This window comes from Mesorhizobium sp. KACC 23794, from assembly GCF_052180275.1.
Taxonomy (GTDB): Bacteria; Pseudomonadota; Alphaproteobacteria; order Rhizobiales; family Rhizobiaceae; genus Kumtagia.
In genome coordinates this window covers 6,355,217-6,379,075 of record NZ_CP197465.1, presented here as the reverse complement: position 1 = coordinate 6,379,075, position 23,859 = coordinate 6,355,217, and the positions used below count along the sequence as shown (strand labels likewise).

At 64.9% G+C, this 23,859-nt stretch carries 19 protein-coding genes; 4 read left to right on the top strand and 15 right to left on the bottom strand.

The genetic code is table 11. The annotated features are described in order from the left end of the window. Positions 1–148: 148 nt before the first annotated feature. The 7 genes from ACSBOB_RS30845 to ACSBOB_RS30815 all read right to left on the bottom strand — a co-directional run bounded on the left by ACSBOB_RS30845 (position 149) and on the right by ACSBOB_RS30815 (position 8,543). Entirely contained in the window at positions 149–1,666 is a 1,518-nt protein-coding gene (locus ACSBOB_RS30845; RefSeq protein ID WP_442579829.1) for an FAD-dependent monooxygenase, read from the bottom strand. Between the two features lie 93 nt (positions 1,667–1,759). Continuing rightward, positions 1,760–2,188: a hypothetical protein gene (locus ACSBOB_RS30840; protein WP_442579828.1), complete on the bottom strand. Its 429-nt coding sequence runs from the start codon at positions 2,186–2,188 to the stop codon at positions 1,760–1,762. Between the two features lie 145 nt (positions 2,189–2,333). After that, positions 2,334–3,533, bottom strand: a complete 1,200-nt coding sequence (locus ACSBOB_RS30835; protein ID WP_442579827.1) for a hypothetical protein — start codon at positions 3,531–3,533, stop codon at positions 2,334–2,336. 30 nt (positions 3,534–3,563) lie between these two features. Next, positions 3,564–5,714: a S8 family peptidase gene (locus ACSBOB_RS30830; protein WP_442579826.1), complete on the bottom strand. Its 2,151-nt coding sequence runs from the start codon at positions 5,712–5,714 to the stop codon at positions 3,564–3,566. A 120-nt stretch (positions 5,715–5,834) separates the two neighbouring features. Beyond that, on the bottom strand, positions 5,835–6,404 hold the full coding sequence (locus ACSBOB_RS30825; protein ID WP_442579825.1) for a hypothetical protein: 570 nt from the start codon (positions 6,402–6,404) through the stop codon (positions 5,835–5,837). Between the two features lie 117 nt (positions 6,405–6,521). Then, a complete protein-coding gene (locus ACSBOB_RS30820) occupies positions 6,522–7,256 on the bottom strand; it encodes a hypothetical protein (protein WP_442579824.1) in 735 nt (244 codons plus the stop codon). 105 nt (positions 7,257–7,361) lie between these two features. Beyond that, the gene (locus tag ACSBOB_RS30815; RefSeq protein ID WP_442579823.1) at positions 7,362–8,543 is read right to left on the bottom strand and encodes a hypothetical protein; all 1,182 of its coding nucleotides are present in this window, start codon (positions 8,541–8,543) and stop codon (positions 7,362–7,364) included. Positions 8,544–8,891: 348 nt separating this feature from the next. On the opposite strand from ACSBOB_RS30815, the gene ACSBOB_RS30810 reads away from it, so the two are divergent. Together ACSBOB_RS30810 and ACSBOB_RS30805 are read left to right on the top strand one after the other, a co-directional pair. Then, complete coding sequence (locus tag ACSBOB_RS30810) at positions 8,892–10,256, top strand: YcaO-like family protein (RefSeq protein WP_442579822.1); 1,365 nt, start codon at positions 8,892–8,894, stop codon at positions 10,254–10,256. A gap of 28 nt (positions 10,257–10,284) precedes the next feature. Beyond that, positions 10,285–12,432 (top strand): BTAD domain-containing putative transcriptional regulator, encoded by a 2,148-nt coding sequence (locus ACSBOB_RS30805; protein ID WP_442579821.1) that lies wholly within the window; start codon positions 10,285–10,287, stop codon positions 12,430–12,432. Here ACSBOB_RS30805 and ACSBOB_RS30800 read toward each other — a convergent pair. Both ACSBOB_RS30800 and ACSBOB_RS30795 read right to left on the bottom strand, forming a co-directional pair. Then, a complete protein-coding gene (locus ACSBOB_RS30800) occupies positions 12,394–12,795 on the bottom strand; it encodes a hypothetical protein (RefSeq protein WP_442579820.1) in 402 nt (133 codons plus the stop codon). The genes ACSBOB_RS30805 and ACSBOB_RS30800 overlap by 39 nt on opposite strands. Before the next feature lie 9 nt (positions 12,796–12,804). Continuing rightward, positions 12,805–14,619, bottom strand: a complete 1,815-nt coding sequence (locus ACSBOB_RS30795) for a peroxidase family protein (protein WP_442579819.1) — start codon at positions 14,617–14,619, stop codon at positions 12,805–12,807. A gap of 893 nt (positions 14,620–15,512) precedes the next feature. Between ACSBOB_RS30795 and ACSBOB_RS30790 the strand changes: the two genes are divergently transcribed. Continuing rightward, complete coding sequence (locus ACSBOB_RS30790; RefSeq protein ID WP_442579818.1) at positions 15,513–16,622, top strand: patatin-like phospholipase family protein; 1,110 nt, start codon at positions 15,513–15,515, stop codon at positions 16,620–16,622. Between the two features lie 63 nt (positions 16,623–16,685). Here the strand turns inward: ACSBOB_RS30790 and ACSBOB_RS30785 are convergent, their stop codons facing one another. The 4 genes from ACSBOB_RS30785 to ACSBOB_RS30770 all read right to left on the bottom strand — a co-directional run bounded on the left by ACSBOB_RS30785 (position 16,686) and on the right by ACSBOB_RS30770 (position 20,856). Then, positions 16,686–17,705 (bottom strand): LLM class flavin-dependent oxidoreductase, encoded by a 1,020-nt coding sequence (locus ACSBOB_RS30785; protein ID WP_442579817.1) that lies wholly within the window; start codon positions 17,703–17,705, stop codon positions 16,686–16,688. A gap of 159 nt (positions 17,706–17,864) precedes the next feature. Then, a complete protein-coding gene (gene recQ / locus ACSBOB_RS30780; RefSeq protein WP_442579816.1) occupies positions 17,865–19,667 on the bottom strand; it encodes a DNA helicase RecQ in 1,803 nt (600 codons plus the stop codon). 117 nt (positions 19,668–19,784) lie between these two features. Further along, positions 19,785–20,285 carry a peptide deformylase gene (locus ACSBOB_RS30775; RefSeq protein ID WP_442579815.1) on the bottom strand — a complete coding sequence of 167 codons (501 nt, stop codon included), beginning with the start codon at positions 20,283–20,285 and terminating at the stop codon, positions 19,785–19,787. Positions 20,286–20,379: 94 nt separating this feature from the next. Further along, positions 20,380–20,856: a MucR family transcriptional regulator gene (locus ACSBOB_RS30770; protein WP_442579814.1), complete on the bottom strand. Its 477-nt coding sequence runs from the start codon at positions 20,854–20,856 to the stop codon at positions 20,380–20,382. A 521-nt stretch (positions 20,857–21,377) separates the two neighbouring features. Between ACSBOB_RS30770 and ACSBOB_RS30765 the strand changes: the two genes are divergently transcribed. Further along, the gene (locus ACSBOB_RS30765; protein ID WP_442579813.1) at positions 21,378–22,073 is read left to right on the top strand and encodes an SDR family NAD(P)-dependent oxidoreductase; all 696 of its coding nucleotides are present in this window, start codon (positions 21,378–21,380) and stop codon (positions 22,071–22,073) included. Between the two features lie 75 nt (positions 22,074–22,148). Here ACSBOB_RS30765 and ACSBOB_RS30760 read toward each other — a convergent pair whose 3' ends face one another. Both ACSBOB_RS30760 and ACSBOB_RS30755 read right to left on the bottom strand, forming a co-directional pair. Then, on the bottom strand, positions 22,149–22,673 hold the full coding sequence (locus ACSBOB_RS30760) for a cupin domain-containing protein (RefSeq protein ID WP_442579812.1): 525 nt from the start codon (positions 22,671–22,673) through the stop codon (positions 22,149–22,151). Positions 22,674–22,710: 37 nt separating this feature from the next. Beyond that, positions 22,711–23,388: a peroxiredoxin-like family protein gene (locus ACSBOB_RS30755; protein WP_442579811.1), complete on the bottom strand. Its 678-nt coding sequence runs from the start codon at positions 23,386–23,388 to the stop codon at positions 22,711–22,713. Between the last annotated feature and the right edge of the window lie 471 nt (positions 23,389–23,859).

Sequence of the window (23,859 nt, the reverse complement as noted above, 5' to 3'; positions counted from 1 at the left end):
GAAAGCCCCTTATGGCTGCCGATGCCGCCCGCGTCGAGGTCGGGATGGCCTTGGTCCTAAGGCTTGCGCATCGTGGCGCGAGGCGAGGCGCCTGCCCGCCTGTCATCCAAGCTGCGTCCATCAGTTCCGTGAAACCTGGTCGTGCCGGTCAGCCCGGAACGCCCTTTCTGGCGGACCGGAGCGCGCCGAGATAGTCGGTCAGCACCGCGATATTGCCTTCGCGCGTGGCGGCGGCGACATAGCCGTCCGGCCGGGCCAGCCATATGCCGCCTTGCTCCAGCGTCGACCGCGCGACCGGCTCGAGCAGGTCCGGAAAGTCGCGGCAGAGGGCCGTCGCGGCGTCTCCCTCTGGTGCGAAGAGCACGAAGCGGGGACCGTCGCCGACGGTCCACCGCGCTCCGTCCGCCGCTGGCGGGATGCGTTCGCCAGGACCCGGTCCGCCAAGGCCGCCGGCGTCCGGTCCGTTGAGCGGGCTGCCGGCATAGCCGATCGAGACTTCGGTGAGCTTTTCCGCCATCGCCTCGCGCAACGGCCTCAGGCCGAGCAGCATATGGCCAACCGTGTTTCGCACCGTCTGCAGGAGGGGGTTGCGCAGCGTCGCGATCGCTGTAAGCCGGCCCGCGTCGGCAAGCACCTGGTCGCCGATCGCGCTGCGCTCGCTCGAATAGCTGTCCAGCAGGTCCGGCCGGCAGGCGCCGCGGCAGACCAGCGCCAGCTTCCAGGCGAGGTTGAAGGCGTCCTGCATGCCGGTGTTCATGCCCTGGCCGCCGGCGGGGCTGTGCACATGGGCGGCGTCGCCGGCCAGGAACACCCGGCCCTTGCGATAGTCGCGCACCTTGCGTTCGTTGATCCGGAACGCGGAGAGCCAGATCGGATCGGACACGGTGATGCCGCCCGGGCCACGCCGGTCGATGATCGCCTGGATCTGGTCCAGGGTCGGATCGGCCGGGCGCGTGCCCTTTGCCTCGCCAAGATCGGCGATGACCCGGTAGCGATTGGGGGTGATCGGGAAGAACACCAGCACGCCGTCACGATGCAGATGGATGTCCAGTTCGAGCGGACCGGTACGCATCCCCGAAACATGGATGTCGGCCAGCACGAAATCGTTCTGGATCGTATCGCCCTCGAACTCCATGCCGAGCCCGTGGCGTGTCGTGCTGTGTGCGCCGTCGCATCCGGCGAGCCAATCGCTCTCGACGGTTTCCTCGCGTCCGTCCGCGTGCCGCAGCACCGAGACGATTTTTTCGCCTTTTTCCTCGAACCGCACCAGTTCGACCTGGCGCTCGACGACGAGACCGAGGCTTCCGAGCCGCTCTTCCAGAACCCGCTCCGTCTCGGATTGCGGCACCATCAGCGCGTAGGGATAGGGTGTCTCGACGACATCGAGGTGGATGTGGGCGATGGATGCGTCGCCGGACCACATATTGGCCGTGACCACCTTCTGTCCCGCGGCGATGAAGTCGTCGACCGGCGCCAGTTGCTGGAGCAGTTCCAGCGTGCGCGGCCAAACCACGAGCGCCTTCGACTTGTCGGTGCGTTGAGCCGCCTTGTCGACCACGCGCACCGAAATACCGAAGCGCGTTAATTCCGATGCCATCGTCAGGCCGACCGGCCCGGCACCCGCCACGAGAACCTGCAACCCCATGACCCGCCCCTCGAATGACATACGATGTCGCCGTTGACCGAAGCGTTCTCCGATCGCCGCAGCCACAAGCTAGTTGCCGCAGAATCGCTCCCGGCAGGCTAACGGTCCACCGGTCTATTGCTTCATGTCTGAAGCTTCACACTTTGCGTAGGTATAGGTCACGTCCGGAAACGACGGATCGGAGCGCTCCAGCGTGCCGTCAGGCAATATCTTGAACGACACGGACGCGCTGCTGAGCATGACCGAGTCGGAGCACGCGAGCAGCGCGGTGAAGTGATCCTTCTCCGCCTTCACCCTCTCCACCGTGCAACTCTCCTCGGGCGCGGTGATCTTCTTGCCCGAAATGATGACGCCCGTGCTGACGGATGCGTCACGATCGAGGAATTCGAAATTATTCCCGACCAGCTTGAAGGTGTCGGCGCATTTCGTGCCGGTCATCACCCAGGCGCCTTGCGCGTCCTCCAGCGTGGTGGCGCCTGCGCCGGCGCACATGGCGAACAATGCAGCTGCCGCTGCCGATGTCCTGAAAAGCCGATTTTCCATCTGCAACCCCCGACCCGTTCCTGCGACTTGACCAACGCAATAACCGAGCAATGTTATGCCAATGTAAACGGCGATCTGCAAATGCCGATGGATGACCACGTGACGTCCGTCCGGCTTCGACCGGGCCAAAGCCTCCGCGCGCACCTTACAGCGGGATTTCCAGGGAGTGCCTGTCGGCCGGCCGCGCCTGCGATGTCCAGGGACCGGGATAGGCGGCGCGGAGGGCTGCCAGCATTTCGGGCAAGGTCTTCACCTCGGCGCCGCCGCGTTCCAGCCGATACGGCTTCTTCCAAATGATATCCGCATTGGTGAAATGCAGGATGATGGGACGCTGGCCGTGGATGCTCACGAGGCCTTCCAGGACCGGCGGGTCGGGATTTTCATGGTGGCCGTCGGCCGAGAAAACATAGTGCGTTGCCTCGAAGAAACGCATGAAGGTTTCCGGGCTGTTGGCGGAACTGCCGTGATGCGGCATCTTCAGCAGGTCGATCCTGCAGGGCGGCTGCGGAAGGCCGAGCTGTTTCCACGCGGTCACGATGTCGTCGCCGCGCGCATCGCCGGTCAGCAGCATGCTCGTGCTGCCGATCTCGACGAGGACGACGATCGAGGACAGGTTGGGCACCGAGATGTCGAGCCTTGTGGCGAAGAGGTCGGCGAGTGCTGCGGCGCGTGCCGTTTCGGTGGTCGCGGCAAGGGCCTCGCGCCATTCGTCGCGCAGCCGGTCGAGCCGGTTCTGAAGCGGCCCGACGATCGTCACCTTGGCCCCGTCGATGTCTAGCGCGGCCTGTCCCGGGCGTGCGGCGACAACGCCGTTGACCGGATGGTTGCCTTGCAGGGCGAGCGAACGAAGGTTCGCCGCCAGTTTGTTGCCCTGTGGGATACTCTGGGTGACGGCGTCGCCGTCATGGCCCAGGGCGCCTTCGGGCAGCAGGCCGGCGGTCGGGTTGGAGAGCTGCAAGGCGATGGCGCCGTTGGATTGGGCGGAGCCGGCGGGCGCCGGTCCGACTATCTCGTCGAAGGCATTGAACCAGAAACGCCTGAATTGCACGTTGCCCGGATGCGGCAGGCTGGCCACAAGGTCCGCCGTCAGCCGTTCGATGCCGTTGATGTGGTCGTCGTCGATATGGCTGACCATGCCCAGATCGACGATGCAGGGACGCGCCGGGTCGATCTCTGCGAGCCGGGGCAGCAGGACGTCGCGCCAGACCGAAAGCGGCCTTCCGCCGACCTGTGCGCTGCGGGGGCCGCCGTCGATGACCCACATGCGCTTCCCGCCCTGCGCGTCCTCGTAGCGCAGGATCAGACAGTCGCCGTAAAGCGCATTCAAGGCTTCGAACACGATCATATTGAGTTTCTCCCTGACTCTTCTTCGTCTTCAGACAGACTGGAGGGCGCGCAGCACGTCGACCAGTCCCGCACCCTGGAAATCCCGTTCCCGCCCCAGGTCGGTCGCCGTCCGCATGAGGATCTCCTTGATCTCCAGCGGCCGGCCGATGAGTTCCGGATTGCGCGCCATCAAAAGAACCGCCGCGCCGCTGACGTGAGGGGCGGCCATCGAGGTTCCGTCCATGCGTTCCGTCTTGCCGCCCGGCACCGTAGAGGTGATCTTCTCGCCCGGTGCGACGAGATCGGGCTTGCGCCGGCCGTCGCCGGTCGGGCCGCGGCTGGAGAAATAGCTGACGCCATAGGCATGGGGATCGCGCCGGTGCGTCGAGCCCACCGTGATAACGCCGTCCGCGTTGCCGGGGTCGGTAATGGTGATCGGGCGATAGCCGGAGCCCATGCTTTGCTGCCGTGCCTCGCTGTCGAAGCCGGTGTTGCCGGCGGCGGCGACAACCACGGTGCCCGAATCCGCCAGGCGGTTGCAGGCCTGGCAGATCGGCGTCCGCCCGCAGGCGTAGCTGTCGACGTAATGGCGCAGCGCCAGCGACAGGTTGACGCCGTGGATGACCGGGTGGTCGCGGTTGCGGTTCAGCCAGCCGACGAATTCGACGGCGCTGAGGATGGTGAATTCGTCGCTGGCGCCGTCGTCGTCGAACACCCGCAGATCGTAGAGCCTGAGATTGGCGCACATGCCCTGCAGCGGCGTCCTGATGTCCTCGGGCTCCCGCAGGTCCGCGGCCAGGATGCCTGCTACATGGGTGCCGTGGCCGCTCAGCGGCACCTTGTAGGTGTCGGCCTTGTCGTGCCGCAGTTGGATCAGCGGCTCGACGATGGTCCAGTCGAGATCGCGTGCGAACTCGCCCCTGGTCCGCAAATGGGCGATGTTGTCGGCGAAGGCCGGATCGGCGAGGATCGCCGCGATGTCGGGCGAAGTGGCTGCCGCGTCATCCTGGAAGGCGGCGTTCTGGATCTTCCTCAAGCGGGTGAAGTCGTAGGTCCTGACGATCCGCGACCGCGCCAGCCGCTCCTGCTTCTCGGTCGGGCCGTAGTCCGGAGCACCCTGGCTCGGCTGGCCCGCGTCCGCATCGGCGACGTTCAGTTTCTGGAGGGTCGCCGCCAGGTCCGGAACCGACCAATCGAGAAATCCGGGATGCAGCGCGTCGATGCCGCCGTCGATGACGGCTACGGCGAGGTCGCCGGTGTCGATGTCGAAGAGGCGCTGGGCGGCATCCGCCTTCACCGTGCGCCGCGAATCGACGAGCATGGGCGCGGCCGGCCGATTGAGGTTGACGGCATAGATGTGCGGTTCGCGCAGCGCCTTGCGCCGTCCTCTTTCGCCCACCTGCCTGTCCGCCGTCTGGTTGAGCGGTTCGAAATCGGAAGCATAGCTGAGATTGCCGTTCAATTCGCCGGCATAGGCGTATTCGAACGGGCGGATCAGCTTCACCAGGTCGGCGGCCGTCGGCTCGACCGGCTTGCCGCCGGGGTCGGCCGGATCCGGTGCGTCCAGCCCCTGCGCCGACTGGTCGGTCCTGCGGCGCGACAGCGCCGCGAACTTCTTCACGGTGGCGACGAGGTCGCGCGCGGTGGCGATGTCGGCGGTCCGCAGCGCCTCGATGAAGCCGCCGATCGCGGCGAACCGAAAATACTGGATCGCGCCGTTCTGCGACTTGCCCAGCACGTCCGAAAGCCTGTCGTCAGACTTCGACATTTCCCAGTAGGAACTGTAGTCCGTCGCCCCGGACCAGAATCGCTCGTCGAGCTTCTGCCACCATTCTGTCATCGGAATGATCAGCTGGACGATTGCGCCGATATCGGCGGCGGCAACGACGAAGCCGCCGTTGAGCGCAACCATCTCGGCCTGCGCATCGCGGCGTTCTTGGGAACCTGCGCGCAGATAGGCGGCAATTTCGCCGGGCGACGCGCCGTTCCAGGGCGTGAGCAGGATGTCGACCTTGCCGTCGGGGGCCGCCTTCTTCGCATGGCGTGCCCGCGCGGATTGTTCGGCGCGGGCGATCAGGGCAATCCAGACGTCGGGTGCGACCGGACTGTCCTGGGTGCGCCGCGCACGGCCGAAGGTCTGGGTGACGAATCGGTGGACCGTGTCCTCGTCAAGGACCGGCCATCGTTCGGAAGCAGCCATGGAAACCTCCCCTAGCGTGTGGTTTCAGAGCCATTCGATGCGAAGTTCCGGGCCGCGGCCGGCCGTCGCCATGTCCGCAGCACCGCAGCAATCCGTTCGTCGCCTGCCCATGCCGAACGCCTATCTGCCGTCGGTAGACCAGTGCGGCGGGTCGGTGGGGTGCTTGGTCACGCCGTAGCTCTTGCCCACCTTGCGAAGCGTGATATTGCCGCCGTCGCGCGGCGCCCCGGTGATCGTCCGCTCGGTCCCGTCGCTCGCCTTGATCTTGAGCGTGCCGGACCACCGGATGGTCATGTCGATGGCGAGCCCTTCGACGTGGCGGCTGTTCAGCGCAGGCTGGAAGGCGATATGGTATGCCGCGACCATGGCCGAAGCCGCCTGACGGGATTTCGTCAGGTCGACCGATCCGCCACCCGTCCGATGCTGCCATTCGATACCGACGCCCGCCATCGCCGGGACGTTCTGCGGGTTGAGCGTCTTCATGTGAATGCGCCAGGCATAATGCATCAGGTAGGCGCGCTCCTTGGGACGGCGGGTCGAATTGACCGTCACCGTTGCGCCGGCTTCGCGCATCGCGGCGATGAAGGCTTCGCATCCCGGACGGAAGGCGTCGGCCAGGGCGTCGGTCGTTCCCGCGTCGGGGAAGCGCGTCACCCATGCGGGGCCGCTGAGTTCCCTGGTCGTCGGCATGGCGATAATTCCTCCTGCTTGCCGCCTGCGATAGGCTCGTATGCAAAGACATGGTCACAATTCACGCCCGGTTCGAAGGATCTGCCGCTGCGGTAGGCCGACAGGCCCGTCCGACGCTCAGATCGCGGCTATGGCTGCGAGCCGGGCGGCGGAGACGCTGCTGCTGTCGGCGTAGAAGTGGAACTGGTCGATGTTCAAATGCTGGAGATGGGCGCCGTACTGGCCCAGTTCGACGGCCGTCGTCAGGTCTATCTCTCCAGCCATCGGCACGATCGGCTTGCCGCCTGCGATCGCTTGCCAACTGTTCAGGCCACGATTGACGGCGGCGACCGGATTGCCGCCATTGATGTTCGTCGAGTGGCCGCCGATATTCGCCCGCCAGTAGGATTGCGGAAACAGGGCGTCGCTCGCATTGACGAACTCGGCCCAGGGGATATTGGGCCGGTTGGTGGGATAGATGCATCCCGAGGTGACGCCGAAGGCAAAATTTGCACCGGCCGCGGTCTTGATGATCGCGCAATAGTTGCGCGCGAGCGGGCCGAGCGCCGGGTTGTTCCAGTAGTTCAAGGCGGCGGGATTGCTGTCCGCCTCGGGGTCCGCGATATAGCCGTCCAGGCCATTCGGAATCAGTGCCTGTGCGACGTGGTTCGCCTCGTCGATCGCGAAATAGTGGGCCGCGGCGGTCGTCGGCCGCACCGCTGGCCACCGCCAGCCATAGACTTTGATCCCGGCTGCATGAAACCGTCCGATGGCATTGCTCAATCGGGAATTGGTGGTGCGGATGCAGACGGCGTCGGCACGGCAGGCCTGCGCGTGATTCAGCAGGCGGCTCTCCTGTGCGGCGGTGGTCATGCCGACGACCCACAGCACTTTCCTAGCGAATTGGGGCATGGACTTCCTCCTTGGGCGGCCGGCTTGAGCGCCGGGTACGGTCGAAGACTCTGTTCCTGTTTGGACTTAGGGGATGGTCAGGTCGGAGATCACCGCCAGCGGACCGTCTGTCTCGTTTGGCGAATCGATCGCGAGCACGATGTCGGTCTTCCCGTCCGGTCTCTCCAGCACGGCGACTCCTTCCAGCTTGCGCGTCGCGGAATCTCCCCCCACCTTCCCGATGAGTTTCGCGGATGCCTCGCCCGGCACCCAGGACCAGAGCATCGGAGCGAGGCCGGCGAGTTCCCGGTTCGGATAGGGCGGATCGGCCTGCATCGCGTCCTGGCAGCCATTTTCAGGCTGGAGCGACACCGCCAGCGCATCGCTGGCTCCGTCCACCCCGGCATTGCCGGTCAGGATGACGACCTTGCCGCCGATCTCGTCGAGCCCGCGTATGCCGATCCCTTCGACCGGCTTGCCGTCGGCGCCGGCAAAAGCGATGGCGTGAAGCGATGCCCTGTTGTCCTGGTCCGGTCCGTCAAAGACGACCTTCTCGGAAGCATTGAGAACATAGGCAACGCCGCCCTCCCGATCGGCAGGACTGCGCAGGCCGAAGAGATAACCGCCGGAATGCTTCGTCAGGCCCTCGATGTTGAGGCCGCCGCATTGCAGGCTGCGATCGACCGCCCCGTCGAGGACGGGTTCGTGCGCCGATTCGACGATCGCCTTGAGGTCTCCCCGCTTGCGCCGGACGCAGTCCGAGCCGTCGTCCTTCTCCTTCTTGTAGACTGTCCAGTTTCGGGGCCTCAGTTCCGCTTTTTTGCGGCTCATCCCCCACGATCCCGTCGCGACGATGGCGCCCTTGTCCAGGGTGACGCCTTCGAAATCGCGCTCTTTATTCGAATCCGAGCCGAAGCAGTCGAAGTCGTGATCAGGGTTCGTGCTTGCGCTGCTGAATTGCCGTCCGGGCACGCATGCCAGGCCGCCATTGTCGCCGCGCTGCAGATCGAAGAGGGTTATCGAAACCTCTTCGTCGGCGACCGCAACGCAATGCCAGCCCTGGCCCGTCGCTTCGCAATCGATGCCGCTGATGTTGTTGGCCGGCGCGTTGTCGTCGTCCTTGTGGGCGGACCAGTCGAAGAGTCCATCTCCCGAACACGCCAGCGGTTTTGCGACCAGGTCTTTCGCGACAGCCGGTGCGGTCGCCGCGGACAGGCCGAGAGCCAGGATGAAGCCGTTGAGAATGCCGATTCGCTTGGAACGCCACATAGCCGATCCTGCCTTTGTCCGGGTTGCCGACTTGCCTCTTCGATTCTGCCCTGCGAGACGCCTGGGGAAGACCGGCGCGCCGCCCCGTCATGATGATATCTCGCACCAGACAATCGAAAATCGTCGACCGCAGCCCACCCGATGTGATTGAATGCATGTTGGATGAGACCGCGTGAAGCCAGCGTGAAAGCGGTGACGACACCGCAATAGATGTCGCAAGTCTTTGCGAGACTTTCGGGCGGTCGGCAGAAATCAAAAGCGGATTGGTCTTGAAAAGAGTGATTTATATGCCCTTTCTTCAAGGGTTCGGCGATGTCTTCGAGAATGTATGGCCGGAACTGATCGCTGATGGATATGCAACCGGACAGTAAAGATGACGATGGCATCTTCCGACAGGCGGCACGCCATCTTGCCGGGGAACGCGACCTCGACGACGCGGCGAAGGCCCGGGTCGAGAAATTCCTGAAGGTCTTCGACTATGCATCGGCGGATGCTTCGCGGCCTGACGATTCGGCTATGCTGGACAACCGTGTCGCCCTGCTGCGGGCGGCGGCGGAATTCGGCATCTTCCGGCTGCGGTCCCGCAGCGCGCCCGGGCTTACGTTCTTCGGTGCCACCGCGCGTCCGCGAGGCGACGCCCGCGGAGCGGCCGGCAGGCCTGCGAGCCTTGTCGGGGCGGGCGCGACGGCGCGCCAGGCGTTCGAGGCCTGCGTCGGCGAGGGTGTCGAATATCTCTCGCAGTTCCGCGACGATTCCGACCGGATGAGGACCGGTTCATACGCGGAGGTCGAGCCCTGGGGCGATGCCTCCGTCACGAATTCCTTGCTCGAGCTGACCGGCGACGACGCGGCGGACCGTATCGACTGGATCGCAGCCCGAAGCCTGTCGGACGACACGGCGGGATGGTTGCCCGCCAGCATCGTCGTGCGGGACCAAGCAGGCGGCGACGAGGACGCAAGACGCTTTGCCCTGAGCAGCGGGTGCGCGGCCGGCCCGACCTGGACCGCGGCGGTCGCCTCGGCCCTGTTCGAACTGCTGGAGCGCGACGCCGTGGCGATGTGGTGGAAAGGCGCCAGCCGGGGCAGCCCGATCGCCTTGGAGGTCCTAGCCGAACTGGGTGTGCCGGAACTGCTCGCCGATATCCGCCAAGGCTCGCGGGAGCGCGTCACGTCGCTGCTGGACATCTCGGGCGACCTTGGAATTCCGTGTGTCGCGGCCATCTCCTTCGACGCGGGCGGACGACGGTTCGCCGGCGGTTATGCCTGCAATCCCGACGCCGGGCGGGCCTGCCGGGCCGCCATCCTCGAAATGTGCCAGATGGAACTCGGCCAGGAACTGGTCTCGGCCAAGCGCGCAAGGCTGGGCGTCGGTGAACTCAGCGAGGCCGATCTGGCCGTCGAGCAACGGATGTCCGCCATCTCGATCGCGGGCCCCCGCCTCGCCGGCGGGCTGCTCGGCGCCCTATCCCTACGCGCGGCCGGCCCCCGCACGCCACAGGAAGCCGTGTCGGAAACGCTTCGGCGCCTCGCGGAGCACGGCTTCCATGCTTTCGCCGTCGATTTGACGCGCGCGGCGTTCGGCGTTCCGGTAGCAAGGGTTGTCGTGCCAGGCCTGCAGCCATATCCCGCCCGATTCGTCAGCCGGCGGCTGGCCGACGCGGTCGGGGAATCGTTGCAAAACGCCGTGCCTGCCGACAGTATCGAGTTGTTCTGAAAATCTGATCGGTTTACTTGGGGACGAAATGCAGCGCCAGATCGTGCAGGGAGATACTGGACCGCTCCGCCTGTCGCGCGGGGCGGCGATGTTTCGCCTGACGACATTCGGCAAGCCGGCTTTGACCTTCGGCGGCACCGAGGTGCCGATCGTCAATCGCAAGTCCATGGCGCTGTGCGCTTACCTTGCAAACACCACCCATGGATCGGAAAGCCGCGAAAGGCTGGCGGGTCTTCTGTGGAGCGAATCCACCGAGGAGCGGGCGCGTGCGTCGCTGCGCCAGACCATCAGCGATTTGAAGAACTGCATGGCCGTCCACGCCAACAGCCCTTTCGCGGCGGACCGGTTGAACGTCTCGCTGCGCATGTCCGATGTCGACGTCGACCTGCGCTCCGTCCGCGAGACTTTGAGATCGGGCTCCACCGATCCCGTCCTGCTCGACAGCAAGCGGCTTTCTGAAAATTTCCTGGCGGGTTTCGAGGATCTCGACCCGGCTTTCCGTGCCTGGCTGATGGTGCAGCGCCAGTGCATCCACAACGAGTTCGTCGGCGCTCTCGAAGGTATGACGGTCGGGGAGACCGACATGACCCGGCTGAAACGGGCCGGCCTGGCGCTGCTCAATCTCGATCCGACGCATGAAACCGGTTGCCGGGCGGCTATGGAGGCATCTGCCCGGCTCGGCGATTCGGCGGGCGCGCTGCGCCTCTACAAGTCGTTGTGGGATATCCTCGACGAGGAGTTCGACAGCGAGCCGTCGGAGAAGACGCAGGATCTCGTCTTCGAGATCAAGATGGGGCAGATCGGCCCGTCGCGCGATGCCGGCACCGCGGACACATGGAGCCAGGGAAGGGAGCGTGGGGCGGCCGCGCTGAATCTTATCGCCATTCCCGGTCCCCAGCCGCAACCGCAACCCCAGCAGAGCCAGGCTTTCTTCCTGTTCGTCGGCGAGTTCGAGGCGACGGGCGTCACCACGGCGGCGGCCTCGGCCTCGGTGCGGATCCTTCGCCGCGAGATCGTCGCCTCGCTTGTTCGCTTCCGCGACTGGGCCGTCCTCGACCTCGACGGCAAGCTGCCTCCCGACGTGCGAAGGCCGGCATTCCTGATCGAGGCGACGGCCTTCGAGGAGCGCGACTCCCTGCGCTTCATCCTGACGCTCAAGGATACGTCGAACGGCCGCTACATCTGGAGCGAGCAGGTCTCGATCGAGGCCGCCGACTGGTTTCAGACACAGCAGCGCATCATCCGGCGGATCGCGATCGCGCTGGATGTGAGCATGTCGTCTGAAAGCCTGACCCGGATCTCGGGCATCCCGGACCTCTCGCTCGACCAGTTCGACAAATGGCTCAAGGGACAGGAACTGATCTTCCGCTGGCGTCCGCAGGACGAGGCCCAGGCGGAAGCGCTGTTCCGTTCGATCATCACCGAGGCGCCGCATTTCGCGCCTGCCTACTCCGGCGTGGCCGGCATCCTGAACTCCAGGCATCTGATCTTCCCGGGCATCTTCCGCACGCCCGAGAACCATGTCGAGGCGCTCCGGCTCGCCAAGATGGCGGTTCAGATCGACCCCATCGACTCGCGCACCCAGCTCCACCTCGCCTGGTCCTACGCCATGAACGGCATACCGGATCGGGCGGGCCTCAACTTCCTGCTCGCCTGCGAACTCAATCCGAACGATCCGTGGACGTTGGTCTCGGCATCGTTGGGTCTTGCCTATTGCGACGATTTCGACAATGCGGAACGGCTGTCCAGGATGGCGCTCGACATCGGTCTCGGCGTTTCGAAACTGCACTGGAGCTATCAGGCCGGCGTCCGCTTCATCTTCGACGATTTCAGCGGATGCATCGAGGCGGCGGACCAGGCGGAGGACGTGGTCTTCTACATCAGGGCATGGAAGGCCGCCGCCTGCGCCCTGCTCGGCAATATCGAGGCGGCGCGTTTCGAGGCGCAGGCGTTTCTGGCGCTGGTCCGCGCCAACTGGTTCGCCGCCGGAAAGCCGGACGACGTGGAAATCACGCAATGGCTGCTGCACTGCTTCCCGATCGTCAATGCGGGTGTGGCTGCGAGCCTGCGCCGCGGACTGGCACTGGCAGGTCTGCCGGTGCCGCCCGACAGCCACAGGTCCCTCGGCAAGCGCCAGTCAGCGGCAGCCCCGGATCGTATAGTCAGCGATGCGTGAGAAGAAGAAATCCTCACGGTTGAAATTTTCGGGGTGCTCGAAAGCGTCGAAATAGAAATCGGGAATCCCGTACTCGCTCATGTCGTCGGTCTCGTTCGCGAGCTGCTCGTGGGACTTGGTCACCTGATTCTTGGGCGGCAGGCGCAGGAAGAAGACGTGGTCATAGCCCTGCATGATCTGTATTTCCTGGAACCGGTCCGGGACGTGGACGAGGCCGGCGAGCTGCTGCTTGAATTCGGCGAGGTCACGCGGGCGCGTGCTCGGGTCCTGCGCCCACTGCACCACCTTCATGCCCGCTTCCTTGAAGTTCAGGATCTTCATCGGCTCGGGAAGAACGTCGGGATTGTCGACTGGATCTGGCATGTCTGGCTCCTATGCGGTTGGAATCTGATCGGGCAGCGTGAGGAAACGCGGCATGACGTTTTCGAATTGAAGGGTCTTGGCCGTGAATTTGATCAGGCCTGGCATCGTTCGCGGGGCGCCGTCGGGGAAAAGCAGCCCCAGCAGCGTCGCCGTCATCGGGTTCGATTCGATTTCATCGTCGGACTCGGAAAGGCCGGCGGCGAACACGTCGCCGATAATGATCGAGCCAAGCGTGCCGAGACTGCACCCGTTGGCCTCTTCGGCGGCTTCGAAGAGCAACCACAGGATCAACGGCGGATTGGTCGACAGATGATCGAGCTCCTCGTCGGAAAAGACGACATCCGTATCGGCGAGCCATTTCCGCAGCACCTTGGCGCGTTCGTTGGGGTTCACCAGCAGCGGCGCCGTCTTGCGGATGCCGGGAGGCAGAACGCGAACGATCGCGTCCAGGGTCAACAGGCCACCGACCGCGCCGCGGATCAGATCGCGCAGCAACAGGCCGGAAAGGTTGGCTGCCGGAAGTTTCGCCCGGTCTTCAGCGGACAGCTTGGCAAGTTCAGCCGGCCCGAGCGGTCCGAGCCCGTTCGGGCCGACAAGACCGTTGGCGAAATCGCCGTTGCCGATCATCACATCGTTGAAGCAGGGGCCGATACGACGGCTGAACTGCGGGTCGGCGCTGCCGATCTTGAAGAATTTCGACCAGTCGGCGATCCAGTTCGTCGCGGGCGGCAGCTTGTTCGACCGGCGCGACGAGGTGGTTCGCAGCACGTCGCGGACGCCCTCTCCTCCAACGTGCTCGTCGTTGAACTCGTAGGAAAGCCGCACCATCGAATGCCCCAGCCGGAAGGCGGCGTGCGAGAACTCAACGGGTATGCCGAGGCCTTTCACGTCGGCGAGCGGCTTGAAGCCGTTGGCGCGATAGCGCTCCGCCACCGAGGGCAGCAGAAGTTTTTCGAGAAGGTCGTTTCTGACTGCGCTGCGATAGAGCGCCGTGGTGACGAGGCGGGCATTCTCGAACAGATACAGCCCCTTGGGGCCGGACTGGCCGGAAACCGGCATATTGGGCAAAGCCCGCAGGGCCGTGACGACCGCGTTGTGAATGTGGTGGAACAGGGCGGTAACCTGAGCGACCAGCGCATTGTCGTCATTGCGCTGATCGGGCAGCAGGATGTCCGGCCGGCCGGATTGGACGGCGTCGCTCAGATCGGCCTGCTGAAGCCTGGGGATGTCGCGATGCGGGTAGGGGCAAGTGCCTTTGGGAGGCGGTTTTGCGTTGGCAGGAGCTTTGCCGATCGGGCCGGTCCTCAACATGGTCCGATAGCCTTCACCCTTTTTCGGCACCTGATAGAGGAATTCGCTGAACCCCGGACCGCCGCCATAAAGCGTGTGCAGGAGCAGGCTGCGTTCCCGAAGGTTGCGGCGATCCTCTTCCGCGCCGGAAAGGCTCACCGTCAGCGACGAGTTCCGGATGGTGTCATGCGCCGCGAACTGCGCGAAATAGGTGTAGCCCGCCGGGATATTCGGATTGAAGTTCGTCGCATTGTCCGACAGGACCCCGTCCTTGAAGCGATGCCGCTTGGCGAGACGCCGCGCCAGCTTCGCGAACATCGTCTGGGTCTCCCAGGCGCTGTCCAACCCTGCATAGAGATCGCCCGGATTGGCTGCGCCAGGCTTGCCGAAATTGCGGAAGCCGGGCGGCATCACGGGCTCGGGGGCCTCGGGTCGCTCCCGCGCCATGGCCATCATGGCGACGCCCTTGGTCTCCAGTTTCGCCCGGCCAAGCCCTGCAAGGCTGACGCCCATCACACCGCCATGCTCACCCATGTTCCCCTCCGAACCGAATTATCGATAGTGAATGCAATTTCGCGTCGACGCAAAGCCGTAACAGTCTAGTGACCGGAACTTTCAACAATCAAGGCGGGTAGTCATCGACATTGCCGACAGCGACAGCTTGGCCAGGCTGCACGGCACCCTTGCGGCAGCGGCAATTCTTGCCGATGCCGAGTATGTCCAAGTCCTTCCCGACCCTGCACCCCTGCTTTCCAGCATTGTTCGATCCCTTGCGTGAAGCCATCGTGAAACCGGAACGCATGACTGCGGCAAGGTCCAACTCACGGTGAATTCACGCGCGGGATTTTAAAGTTTCCCCAAGCTGCTTCGAACGAAGGCGGCGCCGGTGTATCGGACCGGAATTGCCTTCATTCGAAGGCCGGACGGCCTGTTCGCAGGTCATCCGGTTTCACGGCTTAGCGCGACTTCGGTTCTCCCATTCCCGGTCGCGCGGCAACGGAGCCGTTCGGGCGTGCCCCAACGCCCGGGCGGCTTCGTCCGCACTTCATACGGCGCCGGTTACCGTGAAAGACAAGGAGGAACGCGATGCATCAGGACCTGCGCGGATCGTTCCATCCGCCTGCGCGCATATACTGGCGTCCGGACCCGACGGGTTCTCGCGGCGCTCGATGCCGGCACCGTGCGCCGCCGCGGGAAGCCCCGCCCGGATCACGATCCTGCTCGCCGGTGTGCCGGGTTTCGCCGGCCTGAGACGCCTGAACGGTGGTTAAAACTGGAAAAAGCGCTCCGGGCAGGGGCGTCCTGGAATTGAAGGTTTCGATAGACGCCCTCTGCGGAAGCAATGGCATGCTTGCATTGGGCAGTGCGGGTGAGGCCGGGATGCCCGGCGATCCCTTGGTCAACATCGTTTCATGAGGAGAGGGACAATGGCGCAGGCGTCCGAGACGGTGGACCGCAAGACTCCGGCGCTCGCCTTGTCCGGCGGCGGCTTCAGGGCGACATTGTTCCATTGCGGTGCGCTGATGCGCCTGAACGAGTTCGGCTACCTGACGAAGCTGAGCCGCATCTCCAGCGTGTCCGGTGGCTCGATCGCCAGCGGCATGCTCGCGGCGGCCTGGCCGCGCCTGCAGAGGGATGGCGATCGCTTCACCAATCTTCAGCCGGAAGTGATCGAGCCGCTGCGCGCCTTCTGCCGCCGTTCGGTGGATACGATGTCCGTCGGCTTGGGAAGCCTTCTGCCCGGCAAGTCCATCGGCGACATTCTGGCCGACACCTATGACGATCTGTTCCAGGGCAAGACGCTGCAGGATCTGCCGGACACTCCGCAATTCGTCTTCAATGCGACGAACCTGCAGACAGGCCGCCTCGTGCGCATGCAGAAGGTGCGGCTGGCGGACTATACGATCGGCGAGATTCGCAATCCCGACATCCGGCTGGCGGTCGCCGTGGCGGCGTCCAGCGCCTTCCCGCCCGTGCTGTCGCCGGTCGACATAGTGGTGGACCCGAACGCCTGGGTGAAACGCGAAGGGGCAATCCACCACGGCGACCGGAACTACACGGTCACGCTGTCGCTGACCGATGGCGGCGTGTACGACAATCTCGGCCTCGAAACCGTGGACGGTTTCAATCCGGTCATCGTCAGCGACGCCGGGGCGCCCTTCGGCACCGAAGAGTCGAGCAGCGCCCTGTGGCCCAGGCAGGCGCTGCGCGCCCTCGATATCGCGACCGACCAGGCGCGCGGACTGCGCAAGCGGCTGCTCTTCGCGACGTCCGGCGCGGAGAAACGGGGTATAGCCTTCGCGGCCATCGACGGCGATCCGACCGCCTATCCGGCGCCGCAGATCCTGAAAGCCAGCCCTGCGACGATCACACGGCTGGCGCACATGCGGACCCGCCTCAACCCCTTCTCGGAAGGGGAGCAGGCAGCGCTCATCAACTGGGGCTGGCTGATGATGGATGTCGCGATGCGCAGCTACGTGACGCCGACGGTTGCTGCGCCGGCGGCCCTGCCGATCGCGGGGATGCCTCTCGCCTGACGTCTCGCTTCACTTCGGTCACGGGCTTTCGGCGACGGCACTTCGGCGTTTGCGCAAGAACCGTCAGCGCCAGCCGAGCGCGGGAGCGACGTGCTTCAGGATCGCCTCGATGACATGGGCGTTGTAGTCGACGCCGAGCTGGTTGGGCACGGTGAGCAGCAGCGTATCCGCCTCGGCAATCGCCTCGTCGGCCTTCAACTGTTCGACGAGCAGGTCCGGCTCGGCGGCATAGGTGCGGCCGAAGACGGCGAGCCTGTCCGCTTCGATGTAGCCGAAGTGGTCGTCGCTCTCATTGCCCCCGAAATACGCCCGGTCGCGGTCGTCCACGAGGGCGAAGATGCTGCGGCTGACCGACACCCGTGGCTCGCGTTCGTGCCCGGCGGCCTTCCACGCCGCGCGAAAGACCCGGATCTGCTCGGCCTGCTGAACGTGGAAGGGTTTTCCGCTCTCGTCGAACTTGAGAGTCGAGCTTTGCAAATTCATGCCCAGCTTCGCCGCCCATTCCGCGGTGGCGTTGGTGGCAGCACCCCACCAGATCCGGTCGCGCAGGCCAGCGGAGTGCGGTTCGACGCGCAGGAGGCCGGGCGGGTTCGGAAACATCGGCCGCGGATTGGGCTGGGCAAAACCCTGGCCGCGCAGCACGTCGAGGAACACGCTGGTGTGGCGCCGCGCCATGTCTGCGTCGCTCTCGCCCTGTTGCGGAGCGTAGCCGAAATAACGCCAGCCATCGATGACCTGCTCGGGCGAACCACGGCTGATCCCGAGTTGCAGGCGTCCTCCGGCGATCAGGTCGGCCGCGCCGGCGTCCTCGACCATGTAGAGCGGGTTCTCGTAGCGCATGTCGATGACGGCCGTGCCGATCTCGATGCGGCTGGTCTTCGCGCCGGCCGCCGCCAGCAACGGAAAGGGCGAGGCGAGCTGGCGGGCGAAGTGATGGACGCGGAAATACGCCCCGTCCGCGCCCAGTTCCTCGGCCGCCACGGCAAGGTCGATGGATTGCAGCAGCGCATCGGCGGCCGATCGCGTCTGCGACTGGGACGAGGGCGTCCAATGCCCGAATGACAGGAAACCGATCTTTTTCATGAAGATGCCGCGTTCGAGTGAAAGGCGTTTCGCGCTATCTAGGGATTGAAGCGCCGGCGCGCCACGTCAAATCCGGGGCCGGCGACGCAAAGGCGTGCAGGAGGGGTTTTGGATGCCGTGCGCCTCCCGACGCCTCGGCGAGACCCATTGCCGCCCCGCCTATTCGGCGTGCTCGGCAATCACCGACAGGAACGCGGGGCCGTAACGGTCCAGCTTGGCCTCGCCGACACCCGGAACTCCAGCCATCTCCCTGCGGGAGGAGGGCCGGGCGGCGGCCAGCTCGATCAGTGTCCGGTCGTGGAAGATCACATAGGGCGGCACGTTCTGCATCCGGGCGATTTCCAGACGTTTTCCGCGCAAGGCCTGAAACAGCGCGCGGTCGGCGTCGGGCAGGACGGCCGATGCCTGGTTGCGCGAGGCCTTTTCCCGTCCGGCGCGGGGCCCCTGCGGCACGCGCAGCATGAGCTTCGGCTTCTCCCGCAGGAACTGGCGCCCCGCCTCCGAGATCGACAGCCCGCCATGGCCCGACAGGTCGACCTCGAGCAGCCGCAGGGCGATCAACTGGCGCAGGATGGCGCGCCAGGTACGGTTGTCGTGCTCCTTGCCGATGCCGTAGGTGGAGATGCGGTCGTGGCCGAAGTCGGCGATGCGCTTGTCCTCGGCGCCGAGAAGTACCTCGACGATATAGGCCTGGCCAAAGCGCTCGCCGGTCCGATGGATGCAGGAAAGCGCCTTTTGCGCGGCGATCGTCCCGTCGAACAGTTTTGGGGGCTCTGCACAGGTGTCGCAGTTGCCGCAAGGCTCGCAGCGGTCGCCGAAATAGGAGAGCAGCACCTGTCGGCGGCACCCTGCCGTCTCGCCCAGCCCAAGCAGCGCATCGAGCTTCTGCCGCTCGGTGCGCTTGCGCTGCTCCGGCGCGTTCGATTCCTCGATGAAGCGGCCGCGCAGCGCGATGTCTTCATAACCATAGAGCATCAGCGCGTCGGAAGGCAGGCCGTCGCGCCCGGCGCGCCCGGTTTCCTGGTAATAGGCCTCGATGCTGCCCGGCAGGTCGGCATGGGCGACGAAGCGTACGTCGGGCTTGTCGATGCCCATGCCGAAGGCGATGGTGGCGACCATGACCACGGCTTCGTCGTGCTGGAAGCGCGCCTGGTTGGCCTCGCGCGCCGCCTTGTCCATGCCGGCGTGATAGGCAAGCGCGTCGAAGCCTTGCTCGCACAGCCAGGCTGCCGTCTCCTCCGTCTTGCGTTTCGACAGGCAGTAGACGATGCCGCTCTCGCCCTCATGCTGCTTCAGGAAACGCTTCAGCTGCGCCCGCGGATTGTCCTTCTCCTGGATCGCATAGCGGATATTGGGGCGGTCGAAGCCGGCGATGAAGGCGTCGCTTTCCGCTATCTTGAGATGCGCCAGGATCTCGGCCCGCGTCGGTGCATCGGCGGTAGCCGTCAGCGCCATGCGCGGCGTTCCGGGAAACAATGTCACCAATGCATCGAGCTGGCGATAGGAGGGCCGGAAATCGTGCCCCCATTGCGACAGGCAATGCGCCTCGTCGATGGCGATCAGCGATAGGGGTATCTGGCGGAGGCGCTCGAGCACATCGGACCTGAGCAGGGTTTCCGGCGCCACGTAGAGGAGGTCCAGCGCGCCGCCGGATATGCTGCGCCATAAAGCGTGGCGCTCGTCGCCGGCGAGGTCGGAGTTGAGGGCGGCGGCCCGCACCCCCGCCTGGCGCAAGGCGGACACCTGGTCGGCCATGAGGGCGATCAGCGGCGAGACGACGAGGCCGAGGCCGGGTCGGGCCATCGCCGGGATCTGGTAGCACAGCGACTTGCCGCCGCCCGTCGGCATCAGCACGAAGGCGTTGTTTCCGGCCATCACATGGTCGACGATCTCCGCCTGAGGGCCGCGAAAGGCATCGTAGCCATAGACGGTTTTCAGGATATGGGCGGGATCGGCGGTCACTTCGGCCTACGGCGAGAATCAGGAAGACGTCGCCTCATAACAGGTTTGGCGAGTGCCCGCAGCGCGCTCGGCCGGTCAAGGCGGGATGCTTCCTTGGAAAGTCCGGCTGTTCCGGTGCTATGGAAGCGGATGCAGTTTCTCGTAGCGCTTGATCAGCCGATCCCGCTTCAGCCGCGACAGGCGCTGGATCCAGAACAGCCCGTCGAGCTGGTCGATCTCGTGCTGGTGGCATACCGCCAGCAGGCCGTCGCACTCCTCGATCCGTTCGTCGCCGGCCAGGTCCCGATAGCTCACGCGGACGCGCGCTGGGCGCTCGACCTCCTGCGTGACGCCCGGCATCGAGATGCTGCCTTCCGGGTGCCGGATCGTTTCGGTCGAAGCCCAGAGGATTTTTGGATTGACGTAGGTTCGTATCCCGGCGCCGGGCGACGGTTCGAGCACGACCAGCCGCTTCAGGACGCCGATATGCGGCGCGGTGATTCCAATGCCGGGCGCCGCACGCATCGTGTCGGCGAGATCGGCCGCAAGCCTGCGGAGGTCGTCGTCGAAGACCGATACGGGTTCGGCGACGGTGCGAAGACGCGGGTCGGGAAATTTCACGATCGGCTGGACGGCCATACCCTGCTCCACTGTCCGCCGCCATTGCTGGCGGCGGCGCATCTCTGACAAGCGGTGTCAGGGAAACGTCTGTGTTGGACGAGCCCTGCGAGACTCAGTTGGGCTTGGGGCCGGTCTTCCTGCGCTTTGCCGGCGCCGGAGGCGCCACGGGTGCGGGCTTCGCGGCCTTTCTTCCAAGGCCGCTGGCCAGCGCCAGCTGTGAACGGGCCGCCGCGTAGTTCGGCGCGACCATGGGATAGTCGGCCGGCAAGCCCCACCTCGCGCGGTATTCGTCCGGCGTCAGATTGAAGTCTGTGCCGATGTGCCGCTTCAGAGATTTGAACTTCTTCCCGTCTTCCAGGCAGATGATGAAGTCGGGCGTCACCGATTTCTTGATCGGTACTGCGGGAACGAGCTTCTCTTCAATCTGCGGCGCGGCGGCCACCTCCAGTTTGCTGACTGCGGCATAGGTATCGGCAATGACGCGGCCGATCTCGGACGAGGGAAGAGGGTTGTTGCTGACATAGGCGGCAACAATCTCCGCGGTCAGCTCCAAAAGGTCTGTTCCGGGATAAGCAATGTCTTCGGGCATTTGGCCTGCTTTCGATTTGTTTCGTGTTTGCCTCCCCATTCCCCCATTCGCAGTCCTGCCAGGGTAAATCAAGCGGCAAGCACGGTCCCATTGCACTGTGGTCTCCGCTGCGCTGCATTGCCGGGGTAATCCCGCGGCGAATGCTGGCTGGACGAGCGGCAAAAGAAAACGGCCATCTTTGCATCCGGAAACCCCGACAGTGAACATCACGTCACGCGGTTCCCGGCATGCTGCGCAGCGGATGCCACTTTGAATTCCATTCCGAAGACAGGATGCAGCACCTTATGCTTCGCACGGTAGAATATTTGGCATCGAGATTCATGCGTTCCGAAGGTACGGCAATGCACTTCCTTGCTTGATCATCGGGGAGGCGCGACTCTGTCGTATTCGAAAGATACTCTTCAAACAGCGGGCGCTGCCCATACCGGACTGGAATCGGGTCCGCGTCGTTCGTGCTACAACCTTCGGCGGTCGACGAAGGCCGCAAACACTGCCGAACCTTGCCAACATGGAGAATCTCGATGACTTCTGGCGTTGCCGTCATTGCGGGTGCGGGACCGGGGTTGAGCGCTTCGCTCGCCCGGCTACTCGCCCGCGAAGGTTTTCGCGTGGTCCTCGCGGCGCGGGACGTGGACAAGCTGGACGCACTCGTCTCCGAGACCGGCGCCACGGCCGTCGCGACCGACGTTTCCGACGCGATTTCGGTCGCACGTCTGTTCGAGGCTGCCGACAGGATCGGGCCGTTGTCGCTCGCGGTCTTCAACGCCGGAGCGCGTGTCCGCGGAGCGGTTGCCGATCTCGATCCCGATGACGTCAGAAAGGCGTTGCTGGTCGGGACTTTCGGCGGGTTCCTGGTCGGCCAGCAGGCTGCGAGCCGTCTGCTCGCCCGCGGCTCCGGATCGATCCTGTTCACCGGCGCCACGGCAAGCGTCAAGGGATTTCCAGGATCGGCCGGCTTCGCAATGCCGAAGTTCGGCCTGCGCGGACTGGCGCAGTCCATGGCCCGCGAGCTCGCGCCGAAGAACATCCATGTCGCGCATTTCGTCATCGACGGCGGGATAGCGTCGGGCGCCGCCGGCCGCTCGGCCCAGTCCGATCCGCCGGATCGCTGGCTGTCGCCGGACGCGGTCGCCGAGGCCTATCTCGCGATCCACAGGCAGCACCGCAGTGCATGGACCTGGGAACTCGAACTCAGGCCATGGGTCGAGAATTTTTGATTTTCCGCCCGGGTGCGGCTTCGCGCCGGGCGCAGTCCGCCGGCCGGATGCGTCTATGCCCCGGCCTCGATAGACCTACCGGTGAATCGGATCGATCCAGAGCACTTCCTCCGGCGCTTCCACCGGCTCGATGTCGAGGTTGACGACCACGGGGTCCTGGCCCGACCGCACGAGGACGCATTCCAGCGTCTCGTCGCGGCTGGCGTTGATCTCCTGGTGCGGCACGTAGGGCGGCACAAAGATGAAATCGCCGGGGCCGGCTTCCGCGACATATTCGAGGTTCTCGCCCCAGCGCATGCGGGCCTTGCCCTTCACCACGTAGATGATGCTTTCCAGATCGCCGTGGTGATGGGCGCCCGTCTTGGCATTGGCATGGATGGTCACCGTGCCTGCCCAGATCTTTTCCGCGCCCGCCCGCGCCTTGCTGATGGCGGTGGCTCGGTTCATGCCCGGCGTCTGCGCGGTGTTGGGGTCGAGCGAATTGCCAGGAATGACCTTCACGCCGTTCTCGCGCCAGTCGATCGGGGCATGGTGGTGCTCATGATCGTGGTCATGACCATGATCGTGATGGTGGCCGTCGTGGCTGTGATCTTTACTCAATGTGTCTCGTCCGTTTCTGTGCCGCGCTCCTGGCCGGTCAGGCTGCGGCGCGGGTTGTGATCGCCTGGACGGCCGCGATGATATCGGCCGGTTCCGTCCGCACAAGCCAGTCGGGACTGACATCGGCGAACCGCACCGTGCCCGACCGGTCGATGACGACCGCCGTGGGCATCGGCAATTCCCAAGTCCCGGTCCCCGTGACCTCGCCGATCGGGCTGCCGCTCTCCAGCGAGACCCGGCGCGAGGCTTCGTCGAAGGAATATAGGATACCGAAGCGGCGGGCGAGCGCATTGTCGGCGTCGGTGGCGATCAGGAAATCGAGATCGTGCCGCTCCTTGATCTCGCGCAGTTTTCCGGGAACCTGCGGGCTGACGCCGATCAGTGTCGCGCCCAGCCGGTTCAGGTCGGGGGCGAGATGCCGGTTGTAGTAGGGCAGGGCGACGTTGCATGCGGGGCAGCCGGCGAAGCGGAAGAAGATAAGGACCAGCGGTCCGTCGCGCAGCAGCGTCTCCAGCCCGAGCGCCTCGCCATCGACTTCCGTCAGCGTGAAAGGCTGAACCGTGTCGCCAACTTTGACGAAGGCCGCACGGTCGGCGGTCTCGACCAGCAGGCGGCGCTGGTCGACATTGATCTTCAGCCTGTCGGCCGGCATCGTCTCCGCGCGCTTGGCCTGGAATTCGGCAAGGGTGCGGTCGAGCGATTGCGCTTGTGTCATCGGTTACCTCCGTCCGTAGGAATTGGTTGTTGAAGCGGCAAGAAAAGGACCCGGCAGGGTCCGGGCCGCTCCGTCCCGTTCAGGATAGGTTCGTGGGTTCGCGCGGCGAGACAAAAATTTGCGCGCAGGATTTCGGTGTGCAACGAATTGTCTAATATCGGAGCTCCGGTGAGAGCGCCCCTTCGCCCGCATAGTCCTCGCGGCACGTCGACCGTTGAGGCCTTCGGGGCCGAACCCATAGTCTGAGCGAGATAAATCCGGCCGCTCGGCAACGTCTGGACTGCATCGACGTCGTCGCGTTGAAACAGCCGCGCGACGGGCTGAAACGGCCGAAAATAGCGTCTGGACCGGCAAAAAAGGGGTTCGCGTGAAACCTGTCGTGCGATTTTCGTCTCGCTGGCAGGACAAACTGTTGATTCACATCGATTTTGAGGACTTCACGCGGAACCGGACCGCGATTGCGGCAGGCTC

Excerpts from the sequence above, each read along its gene's own strand:
- ACSBOB_RS30845 (WP_442579829.1), bottom strand. The coding sequence starts at position 1,666 with ATGTCATTCGAGGGGCGGGTCATGGGGTTGCAGGTTCTCGTGGCGGGT.
- ACSBOB_RS30775 (WP_442579815.1), bottom strand. The coding sequence starts at position 20,285 with ATGGCCGTCCAGCCGATCGTGAAATTTCCCGACCCGCGTCTTCGCACC.
- ACSBOB_RS30755 (WP_442579811.1), bottom strand. The coding sequence starts at position 23,388 with ATGACACAAGCGCAATCGCTCGACCGCACCCTTGCCGAATTCCAGGCC.
- ACSBOB_RS30810 (WP_442579822.1), top strand. The coding sequence starts at position 8,892 with ATGGATATGCAACCGGACAGTAAAGATGACGATGGCATCTTCCGACAG.
- ACSBOB_RS30820 (WP_442579824.1), bottom strand. The coding sequence starts at position 7,256 with ATGACCACCGCCGCACAGGAGAGCCGCCTGCTGAATCACGCGCAGGCC.
- ACSBOB_RS30795 (WP_442579819.1), bottom strand. The coding sequence starts at position 14,619 with ATGGGTGAGCATGGCGGTGTGATGGGCGTCAGCCTTGCAGGGCTTGGC.
- ACSBOB_RS30835 (WP_442579827.1), bottom strand. The coding sequence starts at position 3,533 with ATGATCGTGTTCGAAGCCTTGAATGCGCTTTACGGCGACTGTCTGATC.
- ACSBOB_RS30800 (WP_442579820.1), bottom strand. The coding sequence starts at position 12,795 with ATGCCAGATCCAGTCGACAATCCCGACGTTCTTCCCGAGCCGATGAAG.
- ACSBOB_RS30830 (WP_442579826.1), bottom strand. The coding sequence starts at position 5,714 with ATGGCTGCTTCCGAACGATGGCCGGTCCTTGACGAGGACACGGTCCAC.
- ACSBOB_RS30765 (WP_442579813.1), top strand. The coding sequence starts at position 21,378 with ATGACTTCTGGCGTTGCCGTCATTGCGGGTGCGGGACCGGGGTTGAGC.
- ACSBOB_RS30815 (WP_442579823.1), bottom strand. The coding sequence starts at position 8,543 with ATGTGGCGTTCCAAGCGAATCGGCATTCTCAACGGCTTCATCCTGGCT.
- ACSBOB_RS30790 (WP_442579818.1), top strand. The coding sequence starts at position 15,513 with ATGGCGCAGGCGTCCGAGACGGTGGACCGCAAGACTCCGGCGCTCGCC.
- ACSBOB_RS30805 (WP_442579821.1), top strand. The coding sequence starts at position 10,285 with ATGCAGCGCCAGATCGTGCAGGGAGATACTGGACCGCTCCGCCTGTCG.
- ACSBOB_RS30770 (WP_442579814.1), bottom strand. The coding sequence starts at position 20,856 with ATGCCCGAAGACATTGCTTATCCCGGAACAGACCTTTTGGAGCTGACC.
- ACSBOB_RS30825 (WP_442579825.1), bottom strand. The coding sequence starts at position 6,404 with ATGCCGACGACCAGGGAACTCAGCGGCCCCGCATGGGTGACGCGCTTC.
- ACSBOB_RS30785 (WP_442579817.1), bottom strand. The coding sequence starts at position 17,705 with ATGAAAAAGATCGGTTTCCTGTCATTCGGGCATTGGACGCCCTCGTCC.
- ACSBOB_RS30840 (WP_442579828.1), bottom strand. The coding sequence starts at position 2,188 with ATGGAAAATCGGCTTTTCAGGACATCGGCAGCGGCAGCTGCATTGTTC.